Source organism: Armatimonas sp., assembly GCF_043757465.1.
Taxonomy (GTDB): Bacteria; Armatimonadota; Armatimonadia; order Armatimonadales; family Armatimonadaceae; genus Armatimonas.
This window is the reverse complement of the sequence record NZ_JAYVPL010000158.1, coordinates 165,142-191,419: the sequence shown is the minus strand read 5'-3', so window position 1 is coordinate 191,419 and position 26,278 is coordinate 165,142. Positions and strand designations below refer to the sequence as shown.

Genomic DNA, 26,278 nt, shown 5'->3' with positions numbered 1-26,278 from the left:
CAAGAGCAATCTTACTTCTTGGGCCAATCCCGAGGCATCCAGCGGGGCAGGCGAGCGATCTGGCTGCGGGCGGCCTCACTAGTGGGCACTCCCCAGGCGGTGAAGAATGGCCCGAGGTTTTTGTTTACAGTGCGCGAGAAGCGCAGCATAAACTGATCACGCTTCTGCTCATCGGTGCGAGGCAGAGCTTCTTTGGAAGCTTTTTCGTACTCCGCAAAGACACGCTGAAACGCTTCCCAGCCAAAAGCATCCCGGAGCTGAGCAAAGAGCGTGAGAGCAAGAAACGGATCGTCTTTCCACTTTTCGTAGGGGCTTCCCGCGGACACATGGGCTTGCAGACGCTCCCGTACTGCCTTGGGCTCCATCGCAGGGTGGCCGATCTTATCCCCGTTAAGCTTCTCGCAACAGTAGAGCGAGAGTAGGTTGTTGGTGACTTCGCCGCAACCCTCCCAAGTCCACCACTCCCGCTGATGGTTATGGCCCAGCTCATGATAGAACCCCCAGTTTGGTTCGCCGCTCCTGCCACGCAGAACCGTCAGATCGACAAAGCGCCGCGCGATATCGTCACCGTAGGTCATGATTGGGTAACCCGAATGCATGTAGCCCGCGCTGATCTGCTTGTCTACCACGTAGCGCTCGGGCCGGGGCCGCTCCTTCGGGATCTGGTACAGCTCGGCGGCAAGATCGGCGACCTCGTCCCAGTAGGTCATCAGGGCCTCAGGATCGTCGAGAGTGCGCACCACGCTAGAGGGTACCGAGAGAATGATACTATTGCCTTCCAGCTCCGACCAAGCCCCAGGGGTATTCCGAATGCGACTACGCCACTCGGACGCAGGCGTGACACCACGGACGAAACGAGGCGCGGCAACCGCCCCGGAAATAGTGACCGAAAGGCGGCCCTTGGGAAAGCCCTCGGGCACTTCGAGAAATACCGTCCCCCCAAATGCGCTCGCAAGCTTCTGTGTGGGCTGTATGAACAAGCGGTGCAGCGTGATCTCAGGGAAGCGCTCCCACTTTTCCAGGTGCCAGAGCGTGTCGGTGTGGGAGCCGATCTGCACCGAGAGTCCCTTACCAAGCAGCTCTTTCGGCACCGTCAGAGTCAGTGGTGCTCCCGGCACGGCATAGAGCCCCGTTCCCTGCCAGCCAGGGATGCCGCCCTCCAGCGTGATAGTCTGACTCTCTAGGCGTGGTGCATCGAAGGCTACAGCACCAGGAAACGATCCCGAGGAGATAGGGGCGGGCTGACGATCTGCCGGAGCGCGACGGAGCGCGCTCTGCTCCAGCACCATGCTGAGGCGGGCAACCGGCTGATCTAGGCCAATAGGGAAGACCACATTTCTCGCAAAGCGTCTTGTGAGAGCAGCCACCTGTGGCAAGAACCGTGGCTCATCGCCCGGTAGCGGCCCAATCGCACTGGTAAGAGTCTGTCCCACTTGCGCCAGATCATCGGCAGAGAGTACCCCTGTGCCTTCTGCATGCCTCTGGAGTGCCGTGAGTGCCGTTCGTGCATGGAGCAGCTCCAGCGGCCCAGACTCGGCCTTCCAGCCCTTTGTGCCCGTTGTCTCAAAGAAGCCATCCGCCCAGGCAATACCCAGCCGCGCAAAGAGCTTGTTACCCCCGTGATCCCCACTGAGTACCTGCCCGGGGTGGGTCTGGAGCCAGCCCCAGCCCAGGGAGTCCATCACCACGCCGCCCCCGCCCCGCACAAAGACGGTCAGCGCCTGCCCCATTCGCACACCGGCTTTACCGTCCAGCGCCGTCGCATTCATCACCACGGCATCAAAGCCCGGGGACTCAATCTGGCTCTGGAACTGCGCAGTGCTCAAGCGCACCACTTTAATCCCCGCCTTCTCCAGCACCTCAGCCACCTGAGGCTTATCCACCACCGCGACGGAGGATGTGGGCATCGCCAGCACCCAGCGAGCAGCATTCAGCAGGAACTGGGTATTGTCCAGACTGCGAAGGGCATCTGCTGAGAGAAAACCATCGTGGCCGAGCGCCACGACACGTCCCCGCTCAAAGCGACTTGCTGCGATCATGGGCAGGCGGCGCTTCCCCTCACGCCCCGCCATCACGACAAAGGCATTATCCCCAAAAACAGAGAGCGGACCGGGAATCGCCCCCGGCGCAATAAGCTCCGTGACATTGGTTAACAGAGCAGCAAGATCGGTCTGTGGCGAGCGAGCAAGGGTGGCGTAGAGTGCCACCGGAACAACAAACGGCATACTCAGACCCTACCACTAGGCAGCGCCGCTTGTCAACTGGCTACGCAGCCCTGAGTGTAAAGAGGGTGACTTCCGGGGGACAGTTGAGCCGGATGGGATAGGCAGTGCAGCCGATTCCGCGAGAGATATAGAGTCGAGCTTTGTCGTAGGTGCCCCAGCCGTCTATCTGGGCGAAGCCTTCCATGCCGGGCGGGAAGTGAGGGGCAATGCCAGGGACGCGAAACTGGCCGCCGTGCGTGTGGCCGGAGAGCGCAATGCAGGGGCGATCCTGGACGTAGCGAACCCCCACCGGGTTATGGGTCAGAAAAAGCAGTGCGGCGTCACCTGAGACACTCTGGAGGGCCTCAGCGGGGTCAGGAATTCCCTTCCAGGTGTCCTCGATCCCGGAGACCCAGAGGCCAGAGGCAACTTCAAGGTTGGCATTGCGGAGCATCCGCACCCCCGCAACATCCGTGAGAGTTCGAGCGACTCGGTTGGGATACTCATAATCGTGGTTCCCCAGGATACCGATCATCCCTAGACGCGGCGTGAGCGGCTCCAGAAGCCGCGCGAACGGCAGCGTATCGGCGGCATCCCAGCGCACGTAGTCGCCCGTCAGCACCACGAGATCCGGCTGCCAGGCAGCAGCCTGGCGTATGGCAGCGCGGATGATGGAGTCGGGAGTGAGCTCGCCCCGGTGCGGATCGGTAAGCTGAACCACCTTGAGACCGTCCAGTGCCTTAGGCAGATTCGGGAGCTGGATTTCATGGGAGATAGCCTCCAGTGTAAAAGGCTCCACTAAGCCCTCCGCAAGGGCAACGGCGGTCACTCCTGCGCAGAGTTGGAAGAAGCCTCGGCGGGTAGCGGCGTGCCGTGACAGTATCGGCGAATTACTTTGTTTCGCAAAGTTCATAGGTTCTTAGATACGCAAGCACACTCTAAAAAGGTTCCCACGTGTAAATAGTGGCGAAAAAGGAGAACTCGCTGTATACTCGCACTTCTGTGTGACGGTGAAAATCGCCGTACGCCACCGATTTCCTAGAGAATACCAAGGACCGCTACTATGCCCCTGCCAAAGAGACGACATTCGAGCACCCGTCAGGCCAAGCGCCGAACGCACTATAAGCTCACTCCCCCGACCCTGACCTACTGCAAACGCTGCAATGAGATGGCTCGTAGCCACTACATCTGCGCGGGTTGTGGCTACTACAATGGCCGTCAGTGGCTAACCCCCAAGGCGGAAGCCACGGCGTAGGTACCCCATTAAAGTCTTAAATCGGGAAGCCCGCTCTTGCCCGAAGTGATCTCGATAGCGCTTGATGCCGTCGGGGGCGATCATGCCCCTGCGGCGATCGTTCGTGGCGCGGTTGACTTTGTCCGCTCCGATATTGGAGAGGGCGTTCGTGTTCTGCTGGTCGGCGATGCGCAAATCATCGCCGCGGAGCTCGTCGCCTGCGAAGCGGACGGCGACACGCGCCTGCCTGTTATTCACGCCCCTCAGTTTGTCACCATGGAGGAGCACCCGATGGAGGCAATCCGTAAAAAACCGGAGTCCTCTATCTCGCTCTGCGCCAAGCTGGTAAAAACCGGCGATGCGCAGGCAACTCTCTCCGCGGGAAACACCGGCGCGTGTATGCTCGCGGCTCTGCTGATTATCGAGCGCTTACCCGGAATTAGCCGCCCTCCCATCGCCTCCCTTCTTCCTACGGAGACGGGACGGCACTGTCTTCTGGTGGATGCGGGCTCCAACGTGGACTGCCAACCCTCGCATCTAGCCGACTTTGCGCTTCTGGGCGCACTCTATGCCGAGCACGTACTGGGCATCGCAAACCCCAGCGTCGCCCTGCTCTCCAACGGCGAAGAAGACACCAAGGGCAATGAGCTGGTCAAGAAATCTCGGCCACTCCTACAAGAGCTCCCCATTAATTTTGTCGGTAATATCGAGAGTAGCCATCTTTTTGAGGGCGGCGTGGATGTGATCGTAGCCGACGGATTCGAGGGCAATATCTTGCTCAAGGCCGCCGAGGGCATGGGCAAGCTTGCCATCGTCCATGTACAGCGCACTCTCGCCGAGGCCCAGACCGACGGCGAGCGGGCCGTGCTCAAGTCCGCTCTCAAAAAGCTCATTGCGGCGGGAGACTACGCGGAATACGGCGGAGCGCCGCTCCTGGGAGTCAATGGATTGTCGCTCATCGCTCATGGCCGCTCCAATGCTCGTGCAATCTTCAGTGGACTGCGACTGGCGACTCAGGCGGTGCGCTCCGGCTACGTAAATGCGGTAAAATCCGCCCTAGAAGGAATGCCCAAAAAATGAGGACGCTGCGGCGGGCCACGATTGCCGGTATCGGAAAATATACTCCTGAGCGAGTACTGACCAACGATGAGCTCTCGAAACTAGTTGATACCAACGACGAATGGATTGTCCAGCGCACGGGAATCCGGGAGCGTCGTATCGCGGCGGCAAACGAAGCCACCTCCGATATGGCAACAAAGGCCGCGCAGGAAGCACTAGATCGTGCAGGTATTACGGCCGCCCAGCTTGATGTGATCGTGGTTGCGACGTGCACCCCGGACTTTAACAACTTCCCCGCAACTGCCATGCTCGTCCAGAATGCACTGAGGGCTCCACGAACCACCGCTTTTGATATCTCCGTCGCCTGCGCAGGCTTCGCACACGGCCTAGACGTCGGAGCGCAGTTTGTCGAGACAGGACGCGCCCAGAATGTACTGGTGATCGGAGCGGAAAAGATGTCGAGTGTTGTCAACTGGGAAGACAGGAGCACTTGTATTCTTTTTGGAGATGCCGCCGGGGCCGTGCTTCTCCAGCCCAGTGACGATGAGAGTGGCCTACTAGCCTCCGATCTAGGAGCCGATGGCAGCGGTGCGTGCTTACTCAATCTTCCCGCTGGGGGCAGCCGTCACCCAATGACACCGGAGCTACTGGCGGGCAAAGAGAACACGGCGCACATGGACGGTAAAGCAGTCTTTAAGTTCGGTGTAAAAGTGATGGGGGAGACGGCACTCAAGGCACTTAACCGAGCGGGAATGACCGAGAGCGATGTGGACATGCTCGTTCCCCACCAAGCCAATATTCGTATCATTCAAGCGGCCGCCGAGCGGATGGGCCTGGTGGAGAGCGACGGCTCGCTGAGCCATAAAGTGGCGGTCAATATAGACCGCTACGGTAATACCAGCGCCGCATCCGTGCCCCTTGCCCTGTACGAAGCGTGGCAGGATGGCAGGATCGTCGAGGGCAATATTGTTGTTACCATCGGCTTTGGTGCCGGGCTCGCCTGGGGAGCAAATGTCATTCGATGGGGTAAGCTCAAGCCATGAAGCTTGCGTTTGTCTTTCCCGGTCAGGGTTCCCAGGCGGTGGGCATGGGCAGTGAGCTCTTTCAGAGATCCGACGCCGCCCGTGCCGCCTTTGAGATCGTGGACGATGCTTGTGGGGAGGCGATCTCTAAGCTCTGCTTTGAGGGACCAGAGGCCATTCTCCGGGAGACTAAAAACACACAACCTTGTCTGTTTGCAACCAGTGTCGCTGTGCTGGCGGCCTGCCGTGAAGCGGGCCTCGTTCCCTCGGTTGTTGCAGGCCACTCGGTCGGTGAGTACGCGGCGCTGGTAGCTGCGGAGGCTTTTGATGTGGCAACGGGCGCAAAACTGGTGCAGCAGCGAGCGCTGGCTATGGCGGAGGCGGCACGCCTGCATCCCGGCTCCATGGCCGCTGTTCTGGGGCTGGATGCCCGTGTCGTAAAGGAAATCTGTGATTCCCTAAATAGCGTGGGGCATGTTGTCGTGCCTGCCAACGACAACTGCCCCGGCCAAGTGGTCATCTCCGGAGAGGCGATGTCTATTGCCGCAGCGGCGATTGTCTTAAAAGAGCGCGGAGCTAAGCGCATCTTGCCGCTAGAGGTCTCGGGGGCGTTTCATTCGCCGCTGATGGAGTTTGCCGCCACCGTGCTACGGCCTGTGATCGCCAACTTCCCTATCGCGGATCCGAAGCTCCTGGTCGTTGCCAATGTCACTGCGGACTACGAAACGACGGCGGAGGAAGTGAAGGCCAACCTGGGTGCGCAAGTCGCCGGGCCGGTGCGCTGGACCGAGACAATCCAGCGACTCTGGGGAGACGGCTACACGCATTTTGTGGAGTGTGGCAATGGCAAAGTCTTGGCGGGACTGATCAAGCGCATCGCACCAGAGGCGGTAGTTTTTTCGGTAGGTGACCCCACAAGCCTTGCCGTGGTGAGTGAGGGACTAAGACAATGAGCCTCGCAGGAAAAATAGCGATTGTCACGGGCGCCGGGCGTGGTGGCCGTGGGATCGGACGTGGGATCGCACTGGCACTGGCCCGCGCGGGAGCCAATATCGTCATCACCGCACGCACCCGTATCGCCGATGCCGAGGCCGTTGCGGAGGCTGTGCGTGAGATGGGCTGCACCGCACTGGCAATCCAGTGCGATGTCAGTGAAGCCGCTTCGGTGGAGAGCCTCTTCGCCACAGTGAAAGAGCAGCTCGGGCGAGTAGACATTCTGGTCAACAATGCGGGAATCACCCGCGACACCCTACTGCTGCGCATGAGCGAGGAAGACTGGGACGGCGTGCTGGATGCGAACCTTAAAGGGACGTTTCTGTGCACCCGTGCCGCCGCCAAGATCATGCTCAAGCAAAAGTTTGGGCGTATCATCAATATTACTTCGGTCAATGGGCAGGTAGGAAGCCCCGGGCAGGCGAATTATTCCGCATCGAAAGCGGGTATGATCGGATTCACCAAGAGCGTGGCGCGCGAGCTAGCCTCACGCAACATCACGGTGAACGCTGTAGCACCGGGCTTTATAGATACCCAGATGACCGATTTCGTCTCGGGCGACTCGCGAGAGAAGCTTTTAGAGAAAATCCCGCTGGGCCGGTTCGGGTCAGTAGAGGACGTGGGCGCAGCAGTGGCGTTTCTGGCGTCGGATGCAGCGTCGTATATCACGGGGCAAATACTCACAGTGGATGGTGGATTGACTGTCTAGGCCCCAAGCTTTATATTTTAGGAGCATAAGGAAATGTCTACGTTTGAGCGTGTGAAGAAGGTTGTTGTGGAGCAGTTGGAAGTTGACGAGAAAGAAGTCACTCCAGAAGCCTCTTTTGTGGATGATCTGGGGGCCGACTCCCTAGACGTTGTGGAGCTCGTCATGGGCCTCGAAGAGGAGTTCGACATCGAGATTCCCGATGAGTCCGCCGAGAAAATCACCAACGTCCAGCAGGCGATTGACTACATCGAAGAGAAAACCAAGAGTTAATTACCCAGTAAAGCGGCGGTATGGGACGAAGGTCCTATGCCGCCGTTTGTTTTTTATGGTATCCAAATCAACGTGAATAAGCGCATTGTTGTAACGGGAATCGGAGCGGTCACGCCACTGGGCATCGGGAAAGATGCCTACTGGAAAAACCTGACTGCGGGTGTCTGTGGAGTCGGGCCGATCACGCTCTTTGATTCAGAGCGCTTCGATGTCAAGATCGCCGCCGAGGTCAAGGGCTTTGACCCCACTGCCTACATGGATCGCAAAGAGGCCAAGCGGATGGATCGCTTTGTCCAGTTCGCTGTCGCCGCGTCGCTTCTGGCACTGGAAGACGCAGGTCTGAGCGTCACCGAGCAAAACGCCGAGCGCGTCGGAGTCGTGATTGGCTCGGGCATCGGTGGCCTGCAAACTCTCGAAGACCAAGTGCGGATTCTGGTCGAGAAAGGCCCTAGCCGCGTCTCGCCGTTTCTGGTTCCCATGATGATTGGCAATATGGCCTCGGGGCACGTTTCAATCCTCACAGGCGCAAAAGGCCCCAACTCCTGTACCACAACCGCCTGCGCGTCCAGTGCCCATGCCCTGGGAGATAGCCTGGAAATTCTCCGACGGGGCGCTGCCGATGTCATGATCTCCGGTGGTGCGGAGGCGGGCGTCGTGCCGGTCTCCATCGCGGGCTTCTCCAATATGAAGGCCATGGCCTCGAACTTCAACGACAATCCCACAGCGGCATCGCGGCCCTTTGATGCGAATCGCTCGGGCTTTGTGATCGGTGAGGGCGCAGGGATTCTGATTCTGGAGACTCTTGAGCACGCGGAGGCGCGCGGAGCCCATATCTACGCCGAGCTCGCGGGCTACGGCATGACCGCGGATGCGTATCACATGAGCTCTCCCCCACCCGATGGCAACGGAGTTGCGCGCGCCCTGAGCTACGCACTGAAAAATGCCGGGCTTGAGCCCGAGCAAGTGCAGCATGTCAATGCCCACGCCACTTCGACGCCACTTGGAGATAAAGCGGAAGTCGCGGCGCTGCGCTCCGTGTTTGGAGATCACTTTGATAGTCTCGCCGTTTGTGCCACAAAGTCTATGACCGGACACTTACTGGGCGGCGCGGGTGGAATCGAAGCCGCGGCCACTGTACTCTCCATTGCTGAGGGCCTCGTGCCCCCGACCATCAACTACGAAACCCCGGACCCTGACTGCGTGGTAGACTGCGTCCCCGATGTCGCCCGCAAGATGAACGTGGATGTCGCGGTCTGTAACAACTTCGGCTTTGGTGGCCACAACGCAGTCTTAGTGTTTAAGAAAGCCTGAATTTCGCCCCGATAAACCGGGGCGTCTTTCTACTTCGTCGCTTTGGCGGCGTTAATCTCTTTGGTGAAAGTTGCCGCATCGTGCTTGCCCGCCATTGTCTTGACGAGCTTACCCGACGGGCTGAACAGATACGTCCGTGGAATCGGGGACGCGGGCGGTGCCTTGGGTTCCAGCCACTTCAGAAAGGCCGCAATATCCGTGTTGGCCTTGTTAAAGAACGCATTTGACGTCGCCCCCTGAGTCGCCAAGAACTTCGCGGACTTTGTCGCGGCGTCTTGCGGCGAGTCGCAGGCAATCGTGATTAGAGTCGCTCCCGAAGCCTTCACCGCGGCGACGAGATCGGGAAACTCCTGCTTGCATGGAACACACCACGAGGCCCAGAAGTTGACAACGACAACCTTACCTTTGTTTTTCGCGACAACCGCCTTCAGAACCGTCGGATCAATCGGAGCGGGACCAGACATTAGGGTTTGGTCTCCTGCAGTTTCTTGAGCATCGCCAGAGCATTCTCTGCGGCATTTTGCACCTTGGTGGGTGAGTCCACCGCCACGATCTTTCCCTTGGGACTAATATAGAACGTCACGCGCTTTGCCATGCCACTGGCATTCTTGACTCCGTAAGCCTCTGCTACCTTGCCTCCCACATCCGAAAGCAATGTATGGGTAAGCGCATCGCGCTCACAGAATTTTTTCTTGCTTGCCGTATCTTGTGTCGAGAGCGTGTAGGCCACCGCTCCGAGTTTTGCAAATTCATTCTTACTCGCCGAGTAAGATTTATTTTGAATCGTTCACCCACCCGTCATGTCAGCAGGATAGAAGGCAAGCACCACCCACTTCTTTGCCTTTTTGGCATCTTTGAGCGCAACCGCCTTATCGTTCTGGTCGGGTAGCGTGAAATCAGGGGCTTTCTTGCCGACAAGCTCCAGAGTGGGATCGGCAGGCTTGGCGGCCACAGGGGGCTGTGGATCGCCTTGTACCACGGGTTTGACAGAGATTTCCTGGGTCAGCAGGAGAATCGGAATAAAGAAAAGCATTCGCTGGGTTCCTCCGGGGCTATTTTATCGTGTCTGTTGATAAGTGCGAGCAAGCTGGCGTAGCAGCTCACGGAATGTCTCGCGCTGGGCGTTGTCATCAGGCAGGACAGCATTACGACATTCAACAGCCTGATTGGTCTGGGTGACGATATCTGTCAGAAAGCCCGTGTACTCCGTGAGCTCCTGAATATAGGCAGGCAAGAAATAAACACAAAGCGTGTCTCCCCGAAAGACAACCGGTGGCCGTGCCGCTCGGGGTGCCATTTTATAGATACCCTCAAACTCGGCGGCCCACTCGGCCCCAGGGTCGCGTGAGAGACGTACATAGAAACCATAGGTTCCCGGGAAAGTATCGCTGACTTCAAGGGTTTCCGGATCCACCCCAACAATCTGCGCCGTCAAAATTCTGTCAGGCATAAGAATATGATACCCCCCGGCAGAAAGAGTTACTCACAAATCCTATTTCTGGCACATCCTGGCACACTTTCTGCAAGCTTCTACTTTTTTTTTCTAAGAGGGGTCAAATGCGATAAATCAGGGTATACTGATTACGCATGGGAGTGACCATCACAAAAAATCACTCTCACGAATGATTTTCCCACAGAGGTACTCGTCTCCCTCTGGAGTCTATTTTGAAAGATCCCTTCGATCGGGGAGATTGGTTTCAGGAGCAAAGCATGAAGTTAAAGAATCGCTTTATTCGTCTAGCAGCAGCGTTTGCGATTGTTGGGATAGTGGCATTGCAAATCCCAGCGCGCCCTTCCGTCAGTCTGGCACAGGACGGCTACAGGGACACCGGTGGTGGCCTATTAAACTTTCAGGGTGCAGGTGGTGTTGCAGCGGGTGCCGTCATCGTAGGAGCCGCGTACAGTGCTATCGTGAATGCAGGTAAGTCCGCTGGAGGCGGTACGATCAAAGGAGCCATTGCTGCCGGAAGGGCACCCATTCCTGAAATGACAGACGATGAGGATGAGTACGACGAGATCTCGAACATCCTCAAAAACTCCGGTCAATCAGACTTCTACCGTTCTAAGTCCCTTACAGTGTTTTGGATGCCAAGTGCCGTGCTGATTAAGGCTCTTGGTGCGAGTAAAGTCAGTGAGCTTCAGGCAGCCGCCAATAGCGCACAAGCAAAAACCTTCCTTGCATCACTCACTGTCGAAGGTGCGTACAACATCAACCGACTCAACGACTCTGCTGGACGGGGAGAGATCCTCAAGACTCTCACCGGTGGTAGCATCGCCTTAAAGTCAGAGGGTGGCAAGCTCACGGCCAACGGTGTCCAAATTCTTGGGAGAGAGAAAGCAGCGAGCAACGGCTGGATTATAGCAGCCGACGGTGTCGTCGCCCAAGACGAGTAGTCTGGCATTTTTCCCTGACAAAAAAACCGGTGATGTAAAAATTGCCGGTTTTTTATTTTATGGCCTGAAATTTGCATTATCTTTTTCCGAAGATGCACAGTGGGAGTTGAATGCTCCTCCAGTCTTTTCGGGAGAAGGAAATGAAGTATCAAAAACGGGCTCTTCGTGTCGCTGCAGCCCTTACCCTCACCGGGTTCGTTGCCAGTCAGATCCCTATGCGTGGCCAGACGGCCCTCGGCTCGGTTCGCCCCCCGGGTTCCGTGCAGCCTGCCGACGGTTACCTCACCGGTAATACCGATAATAGTGGCTCTTTCCTGGGGATCAGAGGGCTAACCAACCGCAATGCGATTACGGGAATTGCTCTAGGATTGCTCGGCTTCGGGGCTTATTCCACGATCCTAGATTCGCGCTCGATCGGCGCAGTTAGTGCCGCAGTCGGTGCGGGAAATAATATTAACAGCACTCTTATGACAGGGGCTGCCAACAAACCTATCTACGATGTGCTCAAGAGTATGCCCGGTGATTTCGTGGAAACAGTCAAACTAGTTGACGATGCAGAGCTTGTCACAGAACTCCGGGAAGGTGGCCCCTACACATTCCTAGCCCCAACGAACTCTTGCTTAACACTCGACAATGCTGCACTGATCAAACTTCATGCTCCTGAAAACAAAGAATCTCTTATTAGTCTGATTAAACGCCACACGATCAAGGGACGCTATAAAATAAGCGATCTTCTAGAGATGAAAGACGGCGCAACAGTCGAGAATTTACTAGGAGACAAGCTGACGATTAGCAATAAAAACGGCACTCTCATGATCAATAACATCCTGGTTGCCCAGAATGATATCGCAGCCAGCAATGGCTGGATCCATCCCATCGAGGCACCGATAGAAGCACAGTAAAGTATAAACAAACGCTTGGCAAGAGCTTCTCCTCACCGGTTCAAAGGCGAGAAGAAGCTCTTTTCATTTTTTGAAGCTCGACGACGGGAAGAACTACTTCGGTTCTCGCCACACAAATTTCGGGGATTTTGTGGGGTCGTAGCCCATCAAGTGCCCCGTGAGCCGCGTTGCAGGCTTTGTGTACTTAAGCTCCGTCTCTCCAAATACCTCCCGACAGAGGCTAGCTAGCCCCGGATCGTACTCGATCAGCTCAACGCGAGTATTGACGTGGTTGTGGTCATGGTCGGGCTCCCGGTTGTTATCAAACCAGGACTGAACCCCCTCAGCAAAATACTCGTGGTGGTTGGTCGCGGCGTACTTGCCTTTCCAGAGTCCCGCCGCCATGGCCTTATCGTAGCTCGCCTTCACCCGTTTATCAAAAGTCTTATCCACGCGCACCATACCCCGCAGGTGGATATTATGGGCAAACTCGTGAATTAGAATGTTCTCCGTGCCATACGGATCGCCAGGGTAGCCCAGTAGATTCTCCTCAGCGCAAGAACAAAACGGATCGGTCTCGCTTCCTCCAAGGCCACGTGCCCGACGATCCCAGTAGTCTTTGGGGGTGAGCCAAGTAAACTCCGGCTGATCGGTCGTAAACTCGTTGTAGGCTAAGATGCACATTCGGGAGCCACTTGCAATCATGGCATCGCGCACATCGGGGCGACGAGCGAGCAATAGATTCACCAGATACGCCGCTTCTTTGAGCGCATAGTCGCTCACTCGCTCCGACGCCACAATAGGGTAGCCGTTGGCGCTAATAAATTTCTTGTAGAACGGTGGAATCTTCAGTGCCACAGGAGGCGCTATCACGGAACTAATTGCTGCGACGGAGCTACTTTTTGCGATTGGCCACTCCGCGAGATCCGTCCGCTCGCTCTTGAAGAGCCCCACCGCGCGAGTTACCAGGTCAGAGCGCCCGGCGGCAATATTAGTTTCTTCACCGAGATCGCGCTGAAGATCATAGAGTTCGATAGATGCATCCAGGCTCTTTTTACGAATGGCTTTCCAGCGCTGGTCCATAATCACGGCCTGCGAAAAGCCGCTCTCGTGGAACTCCCAATAGAGCGTGGCATGTTGTTTCTGCGCCCCCACCTTTCCTAGCAGCGTCGGCAGAAGGCTCAGTCCATCAGTTTTTGGCGGTGGCGCGGTACCTGTGAGCTCTGCCAGTGTGGGGAAGATATCGGCGAAGTAGCCGACATGTTCGCTGGTCTTGCCCCGCGCTATTTTCCCTGGCCAGCGCACCATTGTGGGAACACGAATCCCCCCCTCGTAGAGATCGCGCTTGAGGCCACGTAGCGGCCCGTTGGCATCGAAGAGTTCGGGATCATTTGCCCCTTCTTTGTGGTGCCCATTGTCGCTGGTAAAGATTACGAGGGTGCTTTCGTCAATTTTAAGCTTCTTGAGCAAGGCAAAGAGCCGCCCCATATCGGCATCGAGGCGAGCAATTATCGCCGCGTGGGCCTTGTCAGGCTCGGGCCACGGCTTGGTGGCAAACGTACCTAGCTCGGGAACTTCCTGGCCATTACCCGTCCCCCTAGTGCTCTCGTTGTTGGCATGAGGCGTGATGAGCGACCAGTAGAGAAAGAACGGCTGCTTATGGTTCTTCTCGACCCACTTCAGCGCCTCGTCGGCCATCAGATCCGGGGCAAAGTCGCGTTTATCTCCTGCCCAGCCCGCCCCTGTTTTCCACTGCGCTTCGGGGCACTCGGGGTGCTTGGTATTGCGAAGCGCAACCCGCTTCTCGCCGCGTAGCAGAAACGGGGGATAGGGATTATGGGCGTGTGTCTGGTTCAAATAGCCATAGAAATAATCAAAGCCTTTGTTGGTCGGCACCCCCTCCTCGCCTTGGTTGGCGAGTCCCCACTTACCAATGAGCGCGGTGGCGTAGCCCACGGATTTCAGCGCCTCGGTCACGGTGGGGTCGCTTTTTCGTATCATCTGCGCTGCCGGATTGTTGGGTCCTGCGTTGCCGCGCACGCGGGTATGGCCCGTGTGCAAACCGGTCATCAAAACGGAGCGCGACGGTGCACAGACTGGTGCGCCCGCATAGAACTGCGTTAGCTTCATGCCCTCTGCAGCCATTTTATCCAGGTGTGGCGTCGGAATAAGCTTCTGCCCGAAGCAACCTAGCTCACCGTAGCCTAGATCATCGGCAAGAACAAAGATAATATTGGGTTTCACTTTTTCTCCAGCCCGATCACCACGGACATAATCGTGCCATCAAACGTCTCCGTATTTTTGTAGGTCAGCACTTTTTACCTTTGGCATCCACGGACGCAGCGGCCACAATCACTAGGAGGAAGAGTATGCGGTATTTCATTTGTCGAAGCTCCAGCGTTGTGGTCTCCCCTGCGTGGGTTTTACCGCAATCCAATCTAGCATAAGAGGCTCTTTTTGTGCGGGCAGGTAGAGCCGTAAAATGCCTAGAGCCCCTTCGGCGGGAAGCGTGACGGTAAGTTCTTGCCACTCCTCGCTAGCCTTGAGGTTAAACAGAACGGACTTTGCCTTATCCGTGTCCTGTGGCGTGGGAAGCCACTCGACCTTACCTGCGCCGCCCGCGATGCTCCGAACCCGTAGCGAGACAACGGTCGGGCCGCCTAGCTTCCCGGCGGCGAACCCCAGAAACGGCGTGGGACCGGTTCCCGTGAGGGTCACGATGCCATTTTTAACCGTCACCTCACAGCCACGTGCCTTCCATCCCTCCAGTGGGTCGGCGACGGGTGCTGTTTCCGTGGTGGGTTTTGCCTTTGCATTGTAAGTGGGATTGGGAAGTGGCACGATAGCTCTCGTGTCTTTGAGAAATCCCTCAATCAGCGCATCGAGCTGCTTCACGCGCTCGGGCTGGCTTGCGGCAAGATCGTGCGCCTCACTCAGATCATCCTTGAGGTTGTAAAGCTGGTAGCCATGCGCTCCCTTCTCCCCCTGGTGAAACAGCCGAATCAGCTTCCAGTCACCGGAGTGAACCGTCACGGCGGGTGGCAGACTATCCGGGACCTTGGGGCTGTGTGGGAAGTAGGTAAAGATCGGCTTGGAAGCAAGCGCTTTCCCACTCAGAGCACTTGCGATGCTACGCCCATCAAAGATCTGATTATTCTTGGGCTTGAGCTTGAGCAGCTCCTGAATCGTTGGGTAGAAGTCCGTGCTCTGGACAATCGCCTCGCTCTGCGAGCCTGGCTTGGTCAATTTCGGCCAGCTCACGATGCACGGAACCCGAATCCCCCCCTCGTAGACCGTGGCTTTCCCGCCCCGAAGCGGGGCATTGCTCGTGGGCGTTGTGCCGTCCACCGTATTGTACATATTGCCACCGTTGTCGGCAAGAAAGACAATGGCGGTCTTATCGGCAATTCCCAGGCGATCCAACGCGTCTAGGAGCTTGCCCACGCTGTCGTCCATGGACTCCACCATTGCAGCGTAAGTCGGGCTGTGCTGGGGGTCTTTCGGGTCCACCAAGCTTTTGTATTTTTCGATCAGCGACTTTTTCGCATCAAAGGGCGCGTGCACCGAGAACTGCCAGTAGTTGAGAAAGAACGGCTTATCTTTGTTCTTTTCCATCCAGGCAACGGCCTCATCTCCCATCCGATCCTCGATATGCTCGGCGGGCGTGCGCTCCTTGAAATTCGGAAACTTCCACGGGGCAACAAAGCTTCCCGCCGGGCCGGGGCCAGGCGTGTGGGGCAGATCAATGTCAAAGCCCTGCTGGAGCGGCGAGTACGGTTCCGCGCCCAGATGCCACTTTCCAAAGTGCGCGGTCGCATAGCCCGCCGATTTCAGCGTCTCCGCCAAAGTCACATAGCTGGTATTTAATCTCGTCGCACTCTCACACTGAAGCGCCTTAGCCGTCGCGGGCGCATTTTTCTGCACCGACGCAGTAAGCTTCACTTCGGGCAGGTGGCAGTTTGGTGCCGTGATCCCAATGCGTGCCGGGCTCTGGCCTGTGAGAATACTCGCCCGTGTCGGGGAGCATAGCGGGCTCGCCGAGTACGCCCGGCTGAAGACCATCCCACGCTTGGCAAGCCGTAACAAATTTGGCGTTTTATAGAGCTTCGTCTTGCCATAGAGCTCCGTATCCGCCCACCCGAGGTCATCGGCGAGGATAAAGACAATATTGGGGCGTTTTTCTGCCCCCACGTTTACCATGAGGGAAGCGAGATACATAAATGGCAGCATCTAGTCCACCTTCTTGATCAGCACGACTCCATTAGAGTCGCTGCCTTCGTCGCCGTAGACATAGGCACGGATTTTAAACGCTGCGCCCGCCTCATAGCCGTTGAGCTTGAGTGTGTAGACATTATCTTTCGTTGCGCCGCCGGTGAAGCCATGATGCGTGTCGGTCGCCAGGGGGAGAGTTTCGGCGTTGCGGAAGACCTCAACTTTGTCGATATCGAGGCGCTCCCGGCCACCCGTGTAGACGAAAGTCACTTGGTAGGCGCCATTGCCGGTTATCAGCCCCGTGGCCTCGAAGTCTACCGGGATCGCCTTGCGATCCCCCACTTTCCCGAACTTCCACTCACCGAGCTTGATACCATACTGCTGAAATTGATTGGTCGGGGAGAGCGTCTCGAAGATCAGGCTGGTGCGCTTGCCATCCGGGGAGAGCGTGATGGCCTTGAAGTCCTCGAAGCGCACAACCGTCAGAGAGCCTTTTAGCTCGGGCGAGCTTGCCGTGGGATCGGAGCCATCGGTTGTGTAGCGAACCGTTCCTCCCTCAATGGGACAAGTTGCTGTTACTGCGTTGCCACTGCGCGTGACCTCGGGGAGTGGGAGGCGGAAGTTCCAGCCCGACTCTGCATAGCGGACATACTGGCGCTGCATGCGCTGCATAAAGTCGGGGAAATTGCGCTGGGCCTGCGGGGTCCAGGCCACTTCTGCGAGCGCGGCGGCTCGGGGAAGTAAATAGTAGTCGCAGTAGAGAGCGGGGCTAGGCTTCTTGATCTCAGGCTTGTGCAGAAACATGTCGGTCCAGAGGCAGCCCTGCACGCCGATGATATTCTTCTGCTGTGCCGGTGTCAGACCCGTGGGCATCGGATCCCAGTCGTAGGCGGCTTGCAGAGTGACCGGGTTGCGCCAGCCCGCGCCGGGAAGCTCGCCGCGTAGCTTACTCTGCTGCATGTCGAAGTAGCAGTGGTCGGTGAGGGCGACCATCACGGGGTTTCCTGAACGCGCCGCATCGCCCGCCGCCTTCGGATCGGCCCAGGGCATGATCCCCGCGGTCGGACTGACCCCACAGCGCAGGATCTCGTCCCAGCCCAGAATCCGTCGGCCTTTTTTCGCCAAGATCCCTTCAACTTCACGGGTCATCCAGCCCTGGAGCGCTTTCTCGTCGGTGAGACCCAGCTCCGTCTTCTTTTTCTGGCAGTCAGGGCAGGTTTTCCATTTCGTGTACTTGGCCTCATCGCCGCCGATATGGATGTAGGTCGAGGGAAAAAGAGCACACAGCTCGTCGAGAACGTCTTTGAGAAATGCCCAAGTGGTCGGCTTTCCGGCACAGTAGAGATCATCGGAGATGAAGTGCACGGTCGGCATCTTGTGTTCTTTGCCCGTGCAGGAGAGCCACGGGTAGGCCGCCACCGCCGAGAGCGTGTGGGCAGGGAGCTCGATCTCCGGCACAATCGTGATGTTGCGCGCGGCGGCGTAGGCAACCATTTCCTTGATGTCCGCTTGCGTGTAGAAGCCACCTTCCCGTGCCGCACCCTCGCCGCGAAAGCCTCCAACCTCGGTGAGCTTGGGGTATTTCTTGATCTCCACGCGCCAGCCTTGGTCGTCAATGAGGTGCAGGTGCAGGACATTGAGCTTATGGGCTGCCATGATGTCTAAGAAGTGCAGGACATAGGTCTTGTCCATAAAGTAGCGCGAGACATCGAGCATCATCCCGCGCCAGGTGTAGGTCGGCTGGTCTTCGATCTTCACGGCAGGGACACTCAGAGTCGGCGCTTTTCCGGTGGGTAAGAGCTGGCGGAAGGTCTGGAGACCATTGACAATCCCGGCGTACCGGGGAGCGCTCAAGCTCACGCCCTTGGGGTTGACCTCCAGCGTGTAGCCCTCGGTTCCCAGCCCCGTCAGCGCCGGATTCACTTTAAGGGAGATACTGCCTTTACTGGCAACTTTCAGCGTACTTCCCAGGCTTGGCTTCAGCCAGCCCGAGAGCAGCGCCGCCGCCGGGCGACTCGCCGCATCGGCCCCGATGACGATTTTTGCATCCAGCACAAAGGCTCCCTGGCTTTGCACCAGCGAGACGGGCTTGGGGACAAGGGCTGGCACCGAAGCCAGCGCAAGCAGAGCAGGAATTAGCATGTTGTTTCTTTCACGTACTTGGGATTAGGTAGCGGGTGCACTGCCGCGACCTCTTCCTGCCAGCGGTGCAGGAGATCTTGAAGCTGAGCTACGCGAGCTGTGTTCTGCAGCGCAACGTTTTCCTGTTCCGACGGGTCATCGTCTAAATTATAGAGCTCGCAGTGGTTGTCCTCAAAGAACTCAATGAGCTTCCACGGGCCAAGGCGAACGGCAGCGCCCGGAGTGCCGCCCTGATTTCCATAGTGCGGATAGTGCCAAAAAAGAGGTCGCTCGGGGAGCGTTTCTCCATGCAGGAGTGGGACGAAGCTACGGCCATCACAGTGCTGCTCCGGGCGAGGGGTAAGCCCAGCAAGCTCCAGAAGCGTGGGGTAGAAGTCCGGGCTACTGAGCGGCGTCTCACAGAGCTGAGGTGCGAAGCGTCGAGGCTCCCAGACGATCAGCGGCTCACGAATCCCACCCTCGTACATCCAGCCCTTGCCCTCGACGAGGGGCGCGTTACAAGTGGGTGATCCCTCCGATGTCGCGAGGCCGCCATTATCGGAGGTGAAGATCACGACAGTGTTCTCCGGGAGCCGTGCGACCAAACGCCCGATATTGGTGTCCAGGTTCTCCACCATCGCCGCATAGGCGGGGTCAGACTGGAGGCGGCGACGGCGCACACGCAGGTGCTGTTTTTCTTCCGTCGGAAACGGCTCGCCCTCCTCAAATGGGGGAATTTTGTCCAGCCCCAGCGCCGCTGCCTTGGCGAGGTATTTTCCTTTCAGCGCCTCGGGAACCTGAATCGGGGTATGAACCGCATAGTGCCAGAAGTTGAGAAAGAAGGGTTTGTCCGAGCCGCTCTGCACGTGCCGCTCGACCAGCGCCATGGCTTCGTCGGTGAGGCGATCCGTGAGATACTCGCCCTCGGGGCCATCAGTGAGCGTCGGAATCTGATACGGGCTGAAGTAGCCGTGGTGCGGGTGGCCCATATGACAGCCGCCGATATTGACATCGAAGCCGTGGGTCTCGGGATAGAAGCTCTCTTTGCCTAAATGCCACTTTCCCACGTGCCAGGTTGTATAGCCGCCCTCGCGCAGTGCGTTTGCTACACTCACTTCCGTATGAGCCAGCTCCCGCACAAACGGGGCATCTACCAGTTTTCCGCGTGAGCCAGGACTGTCGTGGATGTACTGCGTGATCCCGAGGCGAGCGGGCCACTTTCCCGTCATCAAGCTCGCCCGACTCGGGGAGCAGACGGGGCAGGCAGCCGTTGCCTGAGTGAAACGCACTCCCTGCGCTGCCAGCCGATCCAAGTTTTGTGTCTCATAAAACGTCGAGCCGTAGCAGCCCAGATCGCGCCAGCCAAGATCATCAATCAGAATAAAGACAATGTTGGGAGTGCTCACTTCGCCTCACTTTTGGGGGTGGGATTTTTGATCGGGAACTTTGCGCCTGTCTCTTTCTGCCACCTGTGAAGTTTCGCTTGCATTGCCCTCACTCGCCCCGGCTCTTGCACGGCTAAATTGCGTTGCTCGCCGGGATCAGCCTTGAGGTCGTAGAGCTCGATACGGCCAATCACAAACCATTCGATGAGCTTCCAGTCGCCCTCGCGGATCGCCGCGGCCATACCGCCGCCTTGGTTGCCGTAGTGCGGATAGTGCCAGAAAAGCGGACGCGGCGCTGATTTCTTGCCCTTGAGTGCGGGAACCAAGCTGACGCCATCAAGCTTTTCGGGGCGCACACCCGCGGCCTCGAGAAACGTCGGGAAGAAGTCAGGAGTTATCGTGGGCGTATCATTGACGGTGTTAGGCTTGGTGACGCCGGGCCACTTGACGAGCAGCGGCTCGCGGATGCCACCTTCGTAGAGCCAGCCCTTGCCCGCACGGTACGGCGCGTTGCTGGTTGGGGAACCTTCCGAGGTCGAGAGGCCGCCGTTATCGGAGGTGAAGATCACGAGCGTATGGGCGGGCAGTTTCGCAAAGAGCCGCCCGAGATTACGATCCATGTCCTCCAGCATCGCGGCATAAACAGCATGCGTTTGCGTACGACGGTCTTTTCGGGGCAGCTCGTCACGGAACTCCGCCGTGAGCTTTGCGGCTTTGGCTTCGTATTTCTTCACGAGCTCCGGCTTGCCCACTAACGGAGTGTGCGGATCGTAGGGAGTGAACCAGAGCAGAAACGGCTTATCTTTGCTCTGCGCGACAAACTCAATGGCCTTATCGGTCAGCCGTTCCATCACCCACTCGCCTGAAGCAACCTCCAGATTGTGAAGCTTTGTGGGGCCAACATGCGCATTGCCACCACGGTCGTCGCCGCCGACACTGAAGTCAAAGCCATGGTTCTCCGGGAGTGTCCCTTCGCCGCCGAGGTGCCACTTGCCCACAAATCCCGTCGCGTAGCCTGCAGCTTGCAGCTTCTTGGCAATCGTGGTTTCGGAGAGGCTCAGGCGATCTGCCGCCGGAGGACAGAGCAATGGAAAGCCAGGCTTCATCCCACCAAGCTTGCCAATGGAAGCATTGATATAGTCCGTCACCCCTGTACGTTGCGGCCACTTGCCCGTGAGAGCCGATGCCCGTGTGGGTGAGCAGACCGGACACGCGGCGTAGGCGTTGGTGAAGCGCACTCCCTCCTGGGCTAGTTTATCCAAGTTTGGCGTCTCGTAGAACGTACTTCCCTGACATCCGAGGTCGGAGATGCCGAGGTCATCGGCGAGGATAAAGACGATATTGGGAGGCGTCATCAATTTTGTCTCCGGAGCTGGAGCTGCACGAGGCGCTCCTCGATCGCTTGCGAGGTAGGGCTGATGGAGAGTCCCCCAAGGTTGGTGCAGCGCAGCTCACGGGGCATCTGGGCGGAGACGCGCTTGGCGGTCTCGATCACTTCATCAAGGGGAATCAGTGGGTCGTAGCCGGAGAGAGCCATGTTGGCACACGAGAGCGCATTGCTGGCGGCCATGACGTTTTTACCTAAACACGGGGCCTCCACACGGTTGGCGATGGGGTCGCAGATCAGGCCGAGCATGTTTTGCAGTGCCATTGACGCCGCCGCGAGCGATTGCGTGAGTGTCCCCCCGCCGAGCTGCACTAGGGCTGCCGCTGCCATGCATGCCGCCGAGCCACCCTCGGCCTGGCACCCCCCCACTTCCGCCGCAAAGCTCCAGCGCGTGGCGATAAACACCCCGATCAGGCCGCTCGCTAGAAACGCCTTCGCCATCTCTATTTCATCCAGACCCAGCTCCTCCGCCATCGCGATCACGGCACCGGGAAGCGCGGCGCAGGCTCCCGCTGTGGGGGCGGCGACGATTACGCCCATGCTACTCTTCACTTCCATCAGCGCCGTGACATAGAGCACGATGCGATTCAGCGCCCCGCCCCCGAGCAACGTCCCCGCCTGCATCTTCTCCGCAAACTTGCCACACTGGTGCCCCAGAATCCGGTCTTCGTAGTGTGTCCCGGCGATCCCCTGGGCAATCGAGCGGCGCAGAATCTGGATGAGATTCAGCGCCTTGGCAAGCACCTCGTACTCGGTCAGCCCACCGCGCTGCATCTCGTACTCGGCGGCGAGCTTCCAGAGCGGCGTCTCGCGGCCCGCGTCGTAGCGCAACATTCCCAGGGCGCTCTTGAACGGGACGGTAGAGTTGGGGAGCGTGAGCACGGGCAAGACGGGCTGAAGAGTGCGCCCCGGTATTCCCAGCGCATCCAACGGCTCCGCGCGGTCGCCGAAAAAAGAGACTTTGTGGCCATCTATCCGGAGCACCTCGATCATCCCGCCGCCGGTGGAGATAGCGATGAGCGTGTGAGTCTCGGTGGCGTTGGTGAGCGTTAAACGGTAGGTATTGGGGTGCGGGTCGCCCACATCCACTGTCTCGATGCACACCTCAATTCCTGCTTCTCGGAGCGCTTTTGCAGAATCCGGCAGGCGCTTATCGGCGGCGTCCCATCCGAGCAAGCCGCCAAAGAGGCCCATGTCCGAGCCCTGGCTGGCGTGTGTGGTCGGCAGCGAGCCGCTGCGATCAAACTCCACCAACACTTTTTTGATCTTGCCACCCATCAGATCCCGCGCCAACCGCCCAATGCGCAGCGCCGCCGCGCAGTGCGAGCTAGACGGCCCGCGCATCACGGGGCCGAGGACATCGTTAAAAATACTGACGAGCATGAATTACTCTTTCGTTTTCTCTAGCGCCTGTTTCACGTAGGCATCCCACTGCGCCTGCCAGAGCGCGGCCATTTCTTTCACACGCTCCGGGTGCTTTTGGGCTAAGTTCTCCGTCTCCGCGCGGCTTTCCTTGAGGTTGTAGAGCTCCCACGGCGCGTCTTTGCCTGCCGCGACAATCTTCCAGTCTCCAACACGCAAGGCGCGGTTGCCCTCATGTGCCCACCAGAGCGAGTCGTGGGTAAGGCCAGTGTCGGCGGCGAATAACGGCGTCAGGCTCTTGCCTGGTGCGGCGTGGCCGAGTGCTGTGTTTCCCCCGGCCAGCTCTAAGATCGTCGGCACGACGTCCACTAAGTGTGCGGGAGCTGTGCGAAGTGCGTTATTGGCCGAAATCCCCTTGGGCCAGCTCACGATTAGCGGAGTGGAGATGCCGCCCTCGTGCACCCAGGTCTTGTGGCGACGGAGCGGGGTATTGCAAAGGCTCGACCAGCCGGGGCCGATACTGAGGAAAGTCCCGTCGGCACCCATTGGGAGCGATTGGTCGTTGCCGTCGCCGCGCACCATCATCTCGGCGCTCGCTCCGTTGTCGGAGAGAAACAGAACGAGCGTGTTGTCCTCCGCGCCCATCGTTTTTACTTGCGCTAGCACGCGCCCGATTTCGCGGTCCATTCGGTCCACCATCGCGGCGTGGATCGCCATCTTGGTCGCTTGAAACGCCTTCTGCTCTTTGGTCAGCGAGTCCCAAGCAACGGGCCGGTTGACCTCATTAGGGCCGAGCTTCTTAATGGCATCAGGGAACGCATACGGCGGCCCCACCTCGCGCTCGATCTCCGAGAGCTTACTGGCACCAATTCCAAGCTTCTTTTGCTTGGCATAGCGCACCGTGCGAAGCTCGTCCCAGCCTTTGATGTAGGCATTCTTATAACGCTCAATATCCTCAGGAAGCGCCTGAACCGGAAAGTGCGGCGACGTGAACGCGAGATAGGTAAAAAACGGCTGGCTCTTGTACTTTGCCTCGTGCTCTTTCAAGCACTTAATCGCATGGTCGGCGATATAGGTCGTGGAGTAGTAGCCGCTCTTCGGGTCCATCTCGGGAAGCGGCTTGTCGTCCTCGGTATGCTCTTTCGCGGCAAAGTAGCGGTCGTGGTCTTGCAGGCTGTAGCTGTGATCGAAGCCATTTTGCAGCGGCTTGCCATCAATATGCCACTTCCCCGAGTGGTAAGAGCGGTAGCCGAGCGACTTCAGCCGTGTCGAGAGTAGCGGTGCCCACTCGGGGCGCACGCCCGCATTGCCACTCTTAATCCCTGGAACTGTATCGCGGCGCACCTGCTGAGCGTAGTAGCCCGTGAGCAGACCCGCTCGGCTTGGCCAGCAGCGTGCGGTGTTGTAGAACTGCGTGAAGCGCAGGCCATTCTTGGCGAGCGTGTCTAGGTTCGGGGTCTTAATCTCGCTGCCGTAGCAGCCCAGATCCGACCAGCCCATGTCATCGGCAAGAATCAGCACGACATTGGGCTTCTCTGCCGCGTGAACCGTGAGGGGCAGTGCAAGGGCCAGGGTAAGTAAGAGAACGAGAATTCCGGTGCTCATAATTTATTTTGTGCTTTCTTCTTTTTGTTTTTCCCGGCAGGCTTTGCCTCACCTGAGAGCCTGGTAGCGAGCCGCTTCAGGTACTCGTTGGCGTTGTCGTCCTTGAGAGTACGATCCACCCAAGAGATCGGAATCGTGTCGAGGGCATTGAGCTGCGTGAGCGTATTGACTGCAAGCTGCGCGACGTACTCCTCCTTGGTCTCGTCTAGCTCGGTCGCGATCATTTCCTTTGCGGTTTTCTCGGCGCTAAGCAGCGCGATAGCATGGAGCGCGGTGATGCGCACCGTGGGGGAGGACTCATTGATCATCTTGATGGTGAGGGCCTCTTTCGCCACTTTTGCCTGCCTGCCCAGCGTGACACAGCCCAGCGCGCCCCAGTAGCGGACCACAGGGTGCGGGGATTCGAGCGCCTTGATCAGGGCGGGCAGGTTCTTGGGATCGCGCGCCGAGGCCAGAAACGCGAGGTTCAGCACTTCCTGAAGCGGGAAGGCGGGGCTATTCACGTAGCCACGGATGGTTCCCTGGCCGATGAGCTCGGCGAACATCGGCTCGGGAACAAGCGCTGTATCGCGTACCTCCGTCATGGTGGCTTTGAGCTGCGTACGCATCGTCGCGAGTCGTTTGGCTTGTGCGGGCTCACGGGCGAGATTCTTTATCTCCCAGGGATCGCTCTGCGTATCGAAGAGTTCCTCGGTGCTCTCAGCGGGCTCCCAGAGCGCTTTGTGGTAGCCCGTCAGCTTGCCGTCTTGCCAAGCCTTTTGCCACGCGGCCCAGCCGGGAATGGTCATCTGGTAGTAGCTATAAGGAGCCGACGGCAGGTGGGGCATGAAGCGCCGGATGTACTTAAAGCGTCCATCAGTAACGGCGCGGCGCATGCCGTAGAGCTCATCGAAACGATCCGCATAGAGAAAGACAGTTGACTTTGCGGGCGGCGCGGCTCGCTCGGTGCCTAAGAACGCACGGCCTTGCATTTGGGCGGGCTTCTTCAGGCCACAGAGTGAGAGAAGCGTCGGGGCGAAGTCCACAAACGAGACCAGCTCACTCACGCGCTGGCCCGGAGTAAACGGCGAGAGGGCTTGCCACTTCTTAGGCACATGGACAAGCAGCGGAATATGCACGCCGGTGTCTTCTAGATACCGCTTGCCACGCGGCGTCGGGCCACCGTGGTCGGCGTAGTAGAAGACAATCGTATTCTCCGCCTGTCCACTGCGCTCTAGCTCATCGAGCTTCACGCCCACTAGCTTGTCCATCGCTGTGATGGTGTCGTGGTAGACCGCCCAGTCCGAGCGCATCTCGGGCAGATCCGGCACATACGGCGGTAGAAAGAGCGTCTTGGGATCGAGGCGCGGCGTCTCTGGTGTCTGGCCCTTCTCGCGGTTTGTCTTGACCTTTGCCGGAAAGAGATTGCTCTCGTGGCTGATCTCGATATTGAAAATAGCAAAGAACGGCTTGCCTACTGGGCGATTCCTATAGTGCGCTTGGTTCGACGACATATCCCAGAGCGCATCGTCGTTGCCCTTGAAGTTATAGTCTGTTTTCGCGTTGTTGGTGCAGTAGTAGCCCTGTTCTCTTAAATAGGAGACATAGGGCTTGAACGTCTCCGTGGGAATAGCGTGCCGCGAGCGCATGTTCTGCGTCCCCAGTGTGACGGAGTAGGCTCCATTGAGGAGTGTACAACGTGACACGGCGCAGACCGGTGCATTGGCGTAGGCTTTCTCAAAGAGCACGCTCCGCTTTGCCAGGGCGTCAATGCGCGGTGTCTGCGCTTCTTTGTTCCCGTAGCAGCCCAGCCACTGCGCCGCGTTGTCCTCGCTGACGATCCATAAAATATTAGGCCGCTCCGGCGTCTGCGCCCAAGTCGTGCTGGCAAGCAGGGCCAGCGTCACAAACAAAATCAGTCTCTTATGCACGTCTCTCTCCCAGATTTCTCGAACGTCGCTTCATCGGGAGGCATACTCCCTCCGACTTCCTTGAGGAGATTGCTACCCTTCTCGGGGTTAGCGGCGGCGAGCACGGTGATTTTATGCCCGAAGCTATCGGTGAAGCGCCCTGTGATGCTTGCTCCCTCAGGCCACCAAGCGCGCGGCCAGCCGTTGGCGGTACCGGGCACCGTAGAAATTATACGAAGA

The 26,278-nt window shown here is 58.3% G+C and carries 23 protein-coding genes; 9 read left to right on the top strand and 14 right to left on the bottom strand.

Annotated elements, in window-relative coordinates; genetic code table 11:
* Positions 1-11 precede the first annotated feature (11 nt).
* Together ACH2ED_RS22720 and ACH2ED_RS22715 are read right to left on the bottom strand one after the other, a co-directional pair.
* A complete protein-coding gene (locus ACH2ED_RS22720; RefSeq protein ID WP_395095032.1) occupies positions 12-2,225 on the bottom strand; it encodes a M60 family metallopeptidase in 2,214 nt (737 codons plus the stop codon).
* Between the two features lie 40 nt (positions 2,226-2,265).
* On the bottom strand, positions 2,266-3,117 hold the full coding sequence (locus ACH2ED_RS22715) for a metallophosphoesterase (protein WP_395095030.1): 852 nt from the start codon (positions 3,115-3,117) through the stop codon (positions 2,266-2,268).
* 150 nt (positions 3,118-3,267) lie between these two features.
* Between ACH2ED_RS22715 and rpmF the strand changes: the two genes are divergently transcribed.
* Genes rpmF through fabF form a run of 7 tightly spaced genes read left to right on the top strand, consistent with a single transcriptional unit; the run spans position 3,268 to position 8,802 of the window.
* Entirely contained in the window at positions 3,268-3,459 is a 192-nt protein-coding gene (gene rpmF / locus ACH2ED_RS22710; protein WP_309692667.1) for a 50S ribosomal protein L32, read from the top strand.
* A 45-nt stretch (positions 3,460-3,504) separates the two neighbouring features.
* Entirely contained in the window at positions 3,505-4,518 is a 1,014-nt protein-coding gene (gene plsX, locus ACH2ED_RS22705; protein ID WP_395095048.1) for a phosphate acyltransferase PlsX, read from the top strand.
* A complete protein-coding gene (locus ACH2ED_RS22700; RefSeq protein WP_395095029.1) occupies positions 4,515-5,540 on the top strand; it encodes a beta-ketoacyl-ACP synthase III in 1,026 nt (341 codons plus the stop codon). The genes plsX and ACH2ED_RS22700 overlap by 4 nt, the downstream gene beginning before the upstream one ends.
* Positions 5,537-6,472, top strand: coding sequence for an ACP S-malonyltransferase (gene fabD, locus ACH2ED_RS22695; RefSeq protein WP_395095028.1), 936 nt, complete (start codon positions 5,537-5,539; stop codon positions 6,470-6,472). The genes ACH2ED_RS22700 and fabD overlap by 4 nt, the downstream gene beginning before the upstream one ends.
* The gene (gene fabG / locus ACH2ED_RS22690; RefSeq protein ID WP_395095027.1) at positions 6,469-7,221 is read left to right on the top strand and encodes a 3-oxoacyl-[acyl-carrier-protein] reductase; all 753 of its coding nucleotides are present in this window, start codon (positions 6,469-6,471) and stop codon (positions 7,219-7,221) included. Before fabD ends, fabG begins: the two co-directional genes overlap by 4 nt.
* 33 nt (positions 7,222-7,254) lie before the next feature.
* A complete protein-coding gene (acpP, locus tag ACH2ED_RS22685; RefSeq protein WP_395095026.1) occupies positions 7,255-7,491 on the top strand; it encodes an acyl carrier protein in 237 nt (78 codons plus the stop codon).
* A 36-nt stretch (positions 7,492-7,527) separates the two neighbouring features.
* Positions 7,528-8,802, top strand: coding sequence for a beta-ketoacyl-ACP synthase II (gene fabF, locus ACH2ED_RS22680; protein WP_395095025.1), 1,275 nt, complete (start codon positions 7,528-7,530; stop codon positions 8,800-8,802).
* A gap of 29 nt (positions 8,803-8,831) precedes the next feature.
* On the opposite strand, the gene ACH2ED_RS22675 is transcribed toward fabF, so the two are convergent.
* The 3 genes from ACH2ED_RS22675 to ACH2ED_RS22665 are packed head-to-tail and all read right to left on the bottom strand — an operon-like array spanning position 8,832 to position 10,252.
* Positions 8,832-9,266 carry a TlpA family protein disulfide reductase gene (locus ACH2ED_RS22675; protein WP_395095024.1) on the bottom strand — a complete coding sequence of 145 codons (435 nt, stop codon included), beginning with the start codon at positions 9,264-9,266 and terminating at the stop codon, positions 8,832-8,834.
* Positions 9,266-9,835, bottom strand: a complete 570-nt coding sequence (locus tag ACH2ED_RS22670) for a peroxiredoxin (protein ID WP_395095022.1) — start codon at positions 9,833-9,835, stop codon at positions 9,266-9,268. Before ACH2ED_RS22670 ends, ACH2ED_RS22675 begins: the two co-directional genes overlap by 1 nt.
* 24 nt (positions 9,836-9,859) lie before the next feature.
* Positions 9,860-10,252 carry a hypothetical protein gene (locus ACH2ED_RS22665; protein WP_395095021.1) on the bottom strand — a complete coding sequence of 131 codons (393 nt, stop codon included), beginning with the start codon at positions 10,250-10,252 and terminating at the stop codon, positions 9,860-9,862.
* Positions 10,253-10,512: 260 nt separating this feature from the next.
* On the opposite strand from ACH2ED_RS22665, the gene ACH2ED_RS22660 reads away from it, so the two are divergent.
* A complete protein-coding gene (locus ACH2ED_RS22660) occupies positions 10,513-11,196 on the top strand; it encodes a fasciclin domain-containing protein (protein WP_395095020.1) in 684 nt (227 codons plus the stop codon).
* Between the two features lie 140 nt (positions 11,197-11,336).
* Positions 11,337-12,098: a fasciclin domain-containing protein gene (locus ACH2ED_RS22655; RefSeq protein WP_395095019.1), complete on the top strand. Its 762-nt coding sequence runs from the start codon at positions 11,337-11,339 to the stop codon at positions 12,096-12,098.
* Positions 12,099-12,191: 93 nt separating this feature from the next.
* Here ACH2ED_RS22655 and ACH2ED_RS22650 read toward each other — a convergent pair whose 3' ends face one another.
* From ACH2ED_RS22650 to ACH2ED_RS22610, 9 genes are all read right to left on the bottom strand, one after another.
* Positions 12,192-14,321, bottom strand: a complete 2,130-nt coding sequence (locus tag ACH2ED_RS22650) for a sulfatase-like hydrolase/transferase (RefSeq protein WP_395095018.1) — start codon at positions 14,319-14,321, stop codon at positions 12,192-12,194.
* A 135-nt stretch (positions 14,322-14,456) separates the two neighbouring features.
* Entirely contained in the window at positions 14,457-16,307 is a 1,851-nt protein-coding gene (locus ACH2ED_RS22645) for a sulfatase (RefSeq protein WP_395095017.1), read from the bottom strand.
* Complete coding sequence (locus ACH2ED_RS22640) at positions 16,308-18,431, bottom strand: beta-N-acetylhexosaminidase (protein WP_395095016.1); 2,124 nt, start codon at positions 18,429-18,431, stop codon at positions 16,308-16,310. It lies immediately after the preceding gene.
* On the bottom strand, positions 18,425-19,816 hold the full coding sequence (locus ACH2ED_RS22635; protein ID WP_395095015.1) for a sulfatase: 1,392 nt from the start codon (positions 19,814-19,816) through the stop codon (positions 18,425-18,427). Before ACH2ED_RS22635 ends, ACH2ED_RS22640 begins: the two co-directional genes overlap by 7 nt.
* Positions 19,813-21,150, bottom strand: coding sequence for a sulfatase (locus tag ACH2ED_RS22630; protein WP_395095014.1), 1,338 nt, complete (start codon positions 21,148-21,150; stop codon positions 19,813-19,815). Before ACH2ED_RS22630 ends, ACH2ED_RS22635 begins: the two co-directional genes overlap by 4 nt.
* Complete coding sequence (locus ACH2ED_RS22625) at positions 21,150-22,565, bottom strand: L-serine ammonia-lyase, iron-sulfur-dependent, subunit alpha (RefSeq protein WP_395095013.1); 1,416 nt, start codon at positions 22,563-22,565, stop codon at positions 21,150-21,152. Before ACH2ED_RS22625 ends, ACH2ED_RS22630 begins: the two co-directional genes overlap by 1 nt.
* Before the next feature lie 3 nt (positions 22,566-22,568).
* Complete coding sequence (locus ACH2ED_RS22620) at positions 22,569-24,149, bottom strand: arylsulfatase (protein ID WP_395095012.1); 1,581 nt, start codon at positions 24,147-24,149, stop codon at positions 22,569-22,571.
* A complete protein-coding gene (locus ACH2ED_RS22615) occupies positions 24,146-26,059 on the bottom strand; it encodes a sulfatase-like hydrolase/transferase (RefSeq protein WP_395095011.1) in 1,914 nt (637 codons plus the stop codon). The genes ACH2ED_RS22620 and ACH2ED_RS22615 overlap by 4 nt, the downstream gene beginning before the upstream one ends.
* Positions 26,044-26,259 carry a hypothetical protein gene (locus tag ACH2ED_RS22610; protein ID WP_395095010.1) on the bottom strand — a complete coding sequence of 72 codons (216 nt, stop codon included), beginning with the start codon at positions 26,257-26,259 and terminating at the stop codon, positions 26,044-26,046. The genes ACH2ED_RS22615 and ACH2ED_RS22610 overlap by 16 nt, the downstream gene beginning before the upstream one ends.
* Between the last annotated feature and the right edge of the window lie 19 nt (positions 26,260-26,278).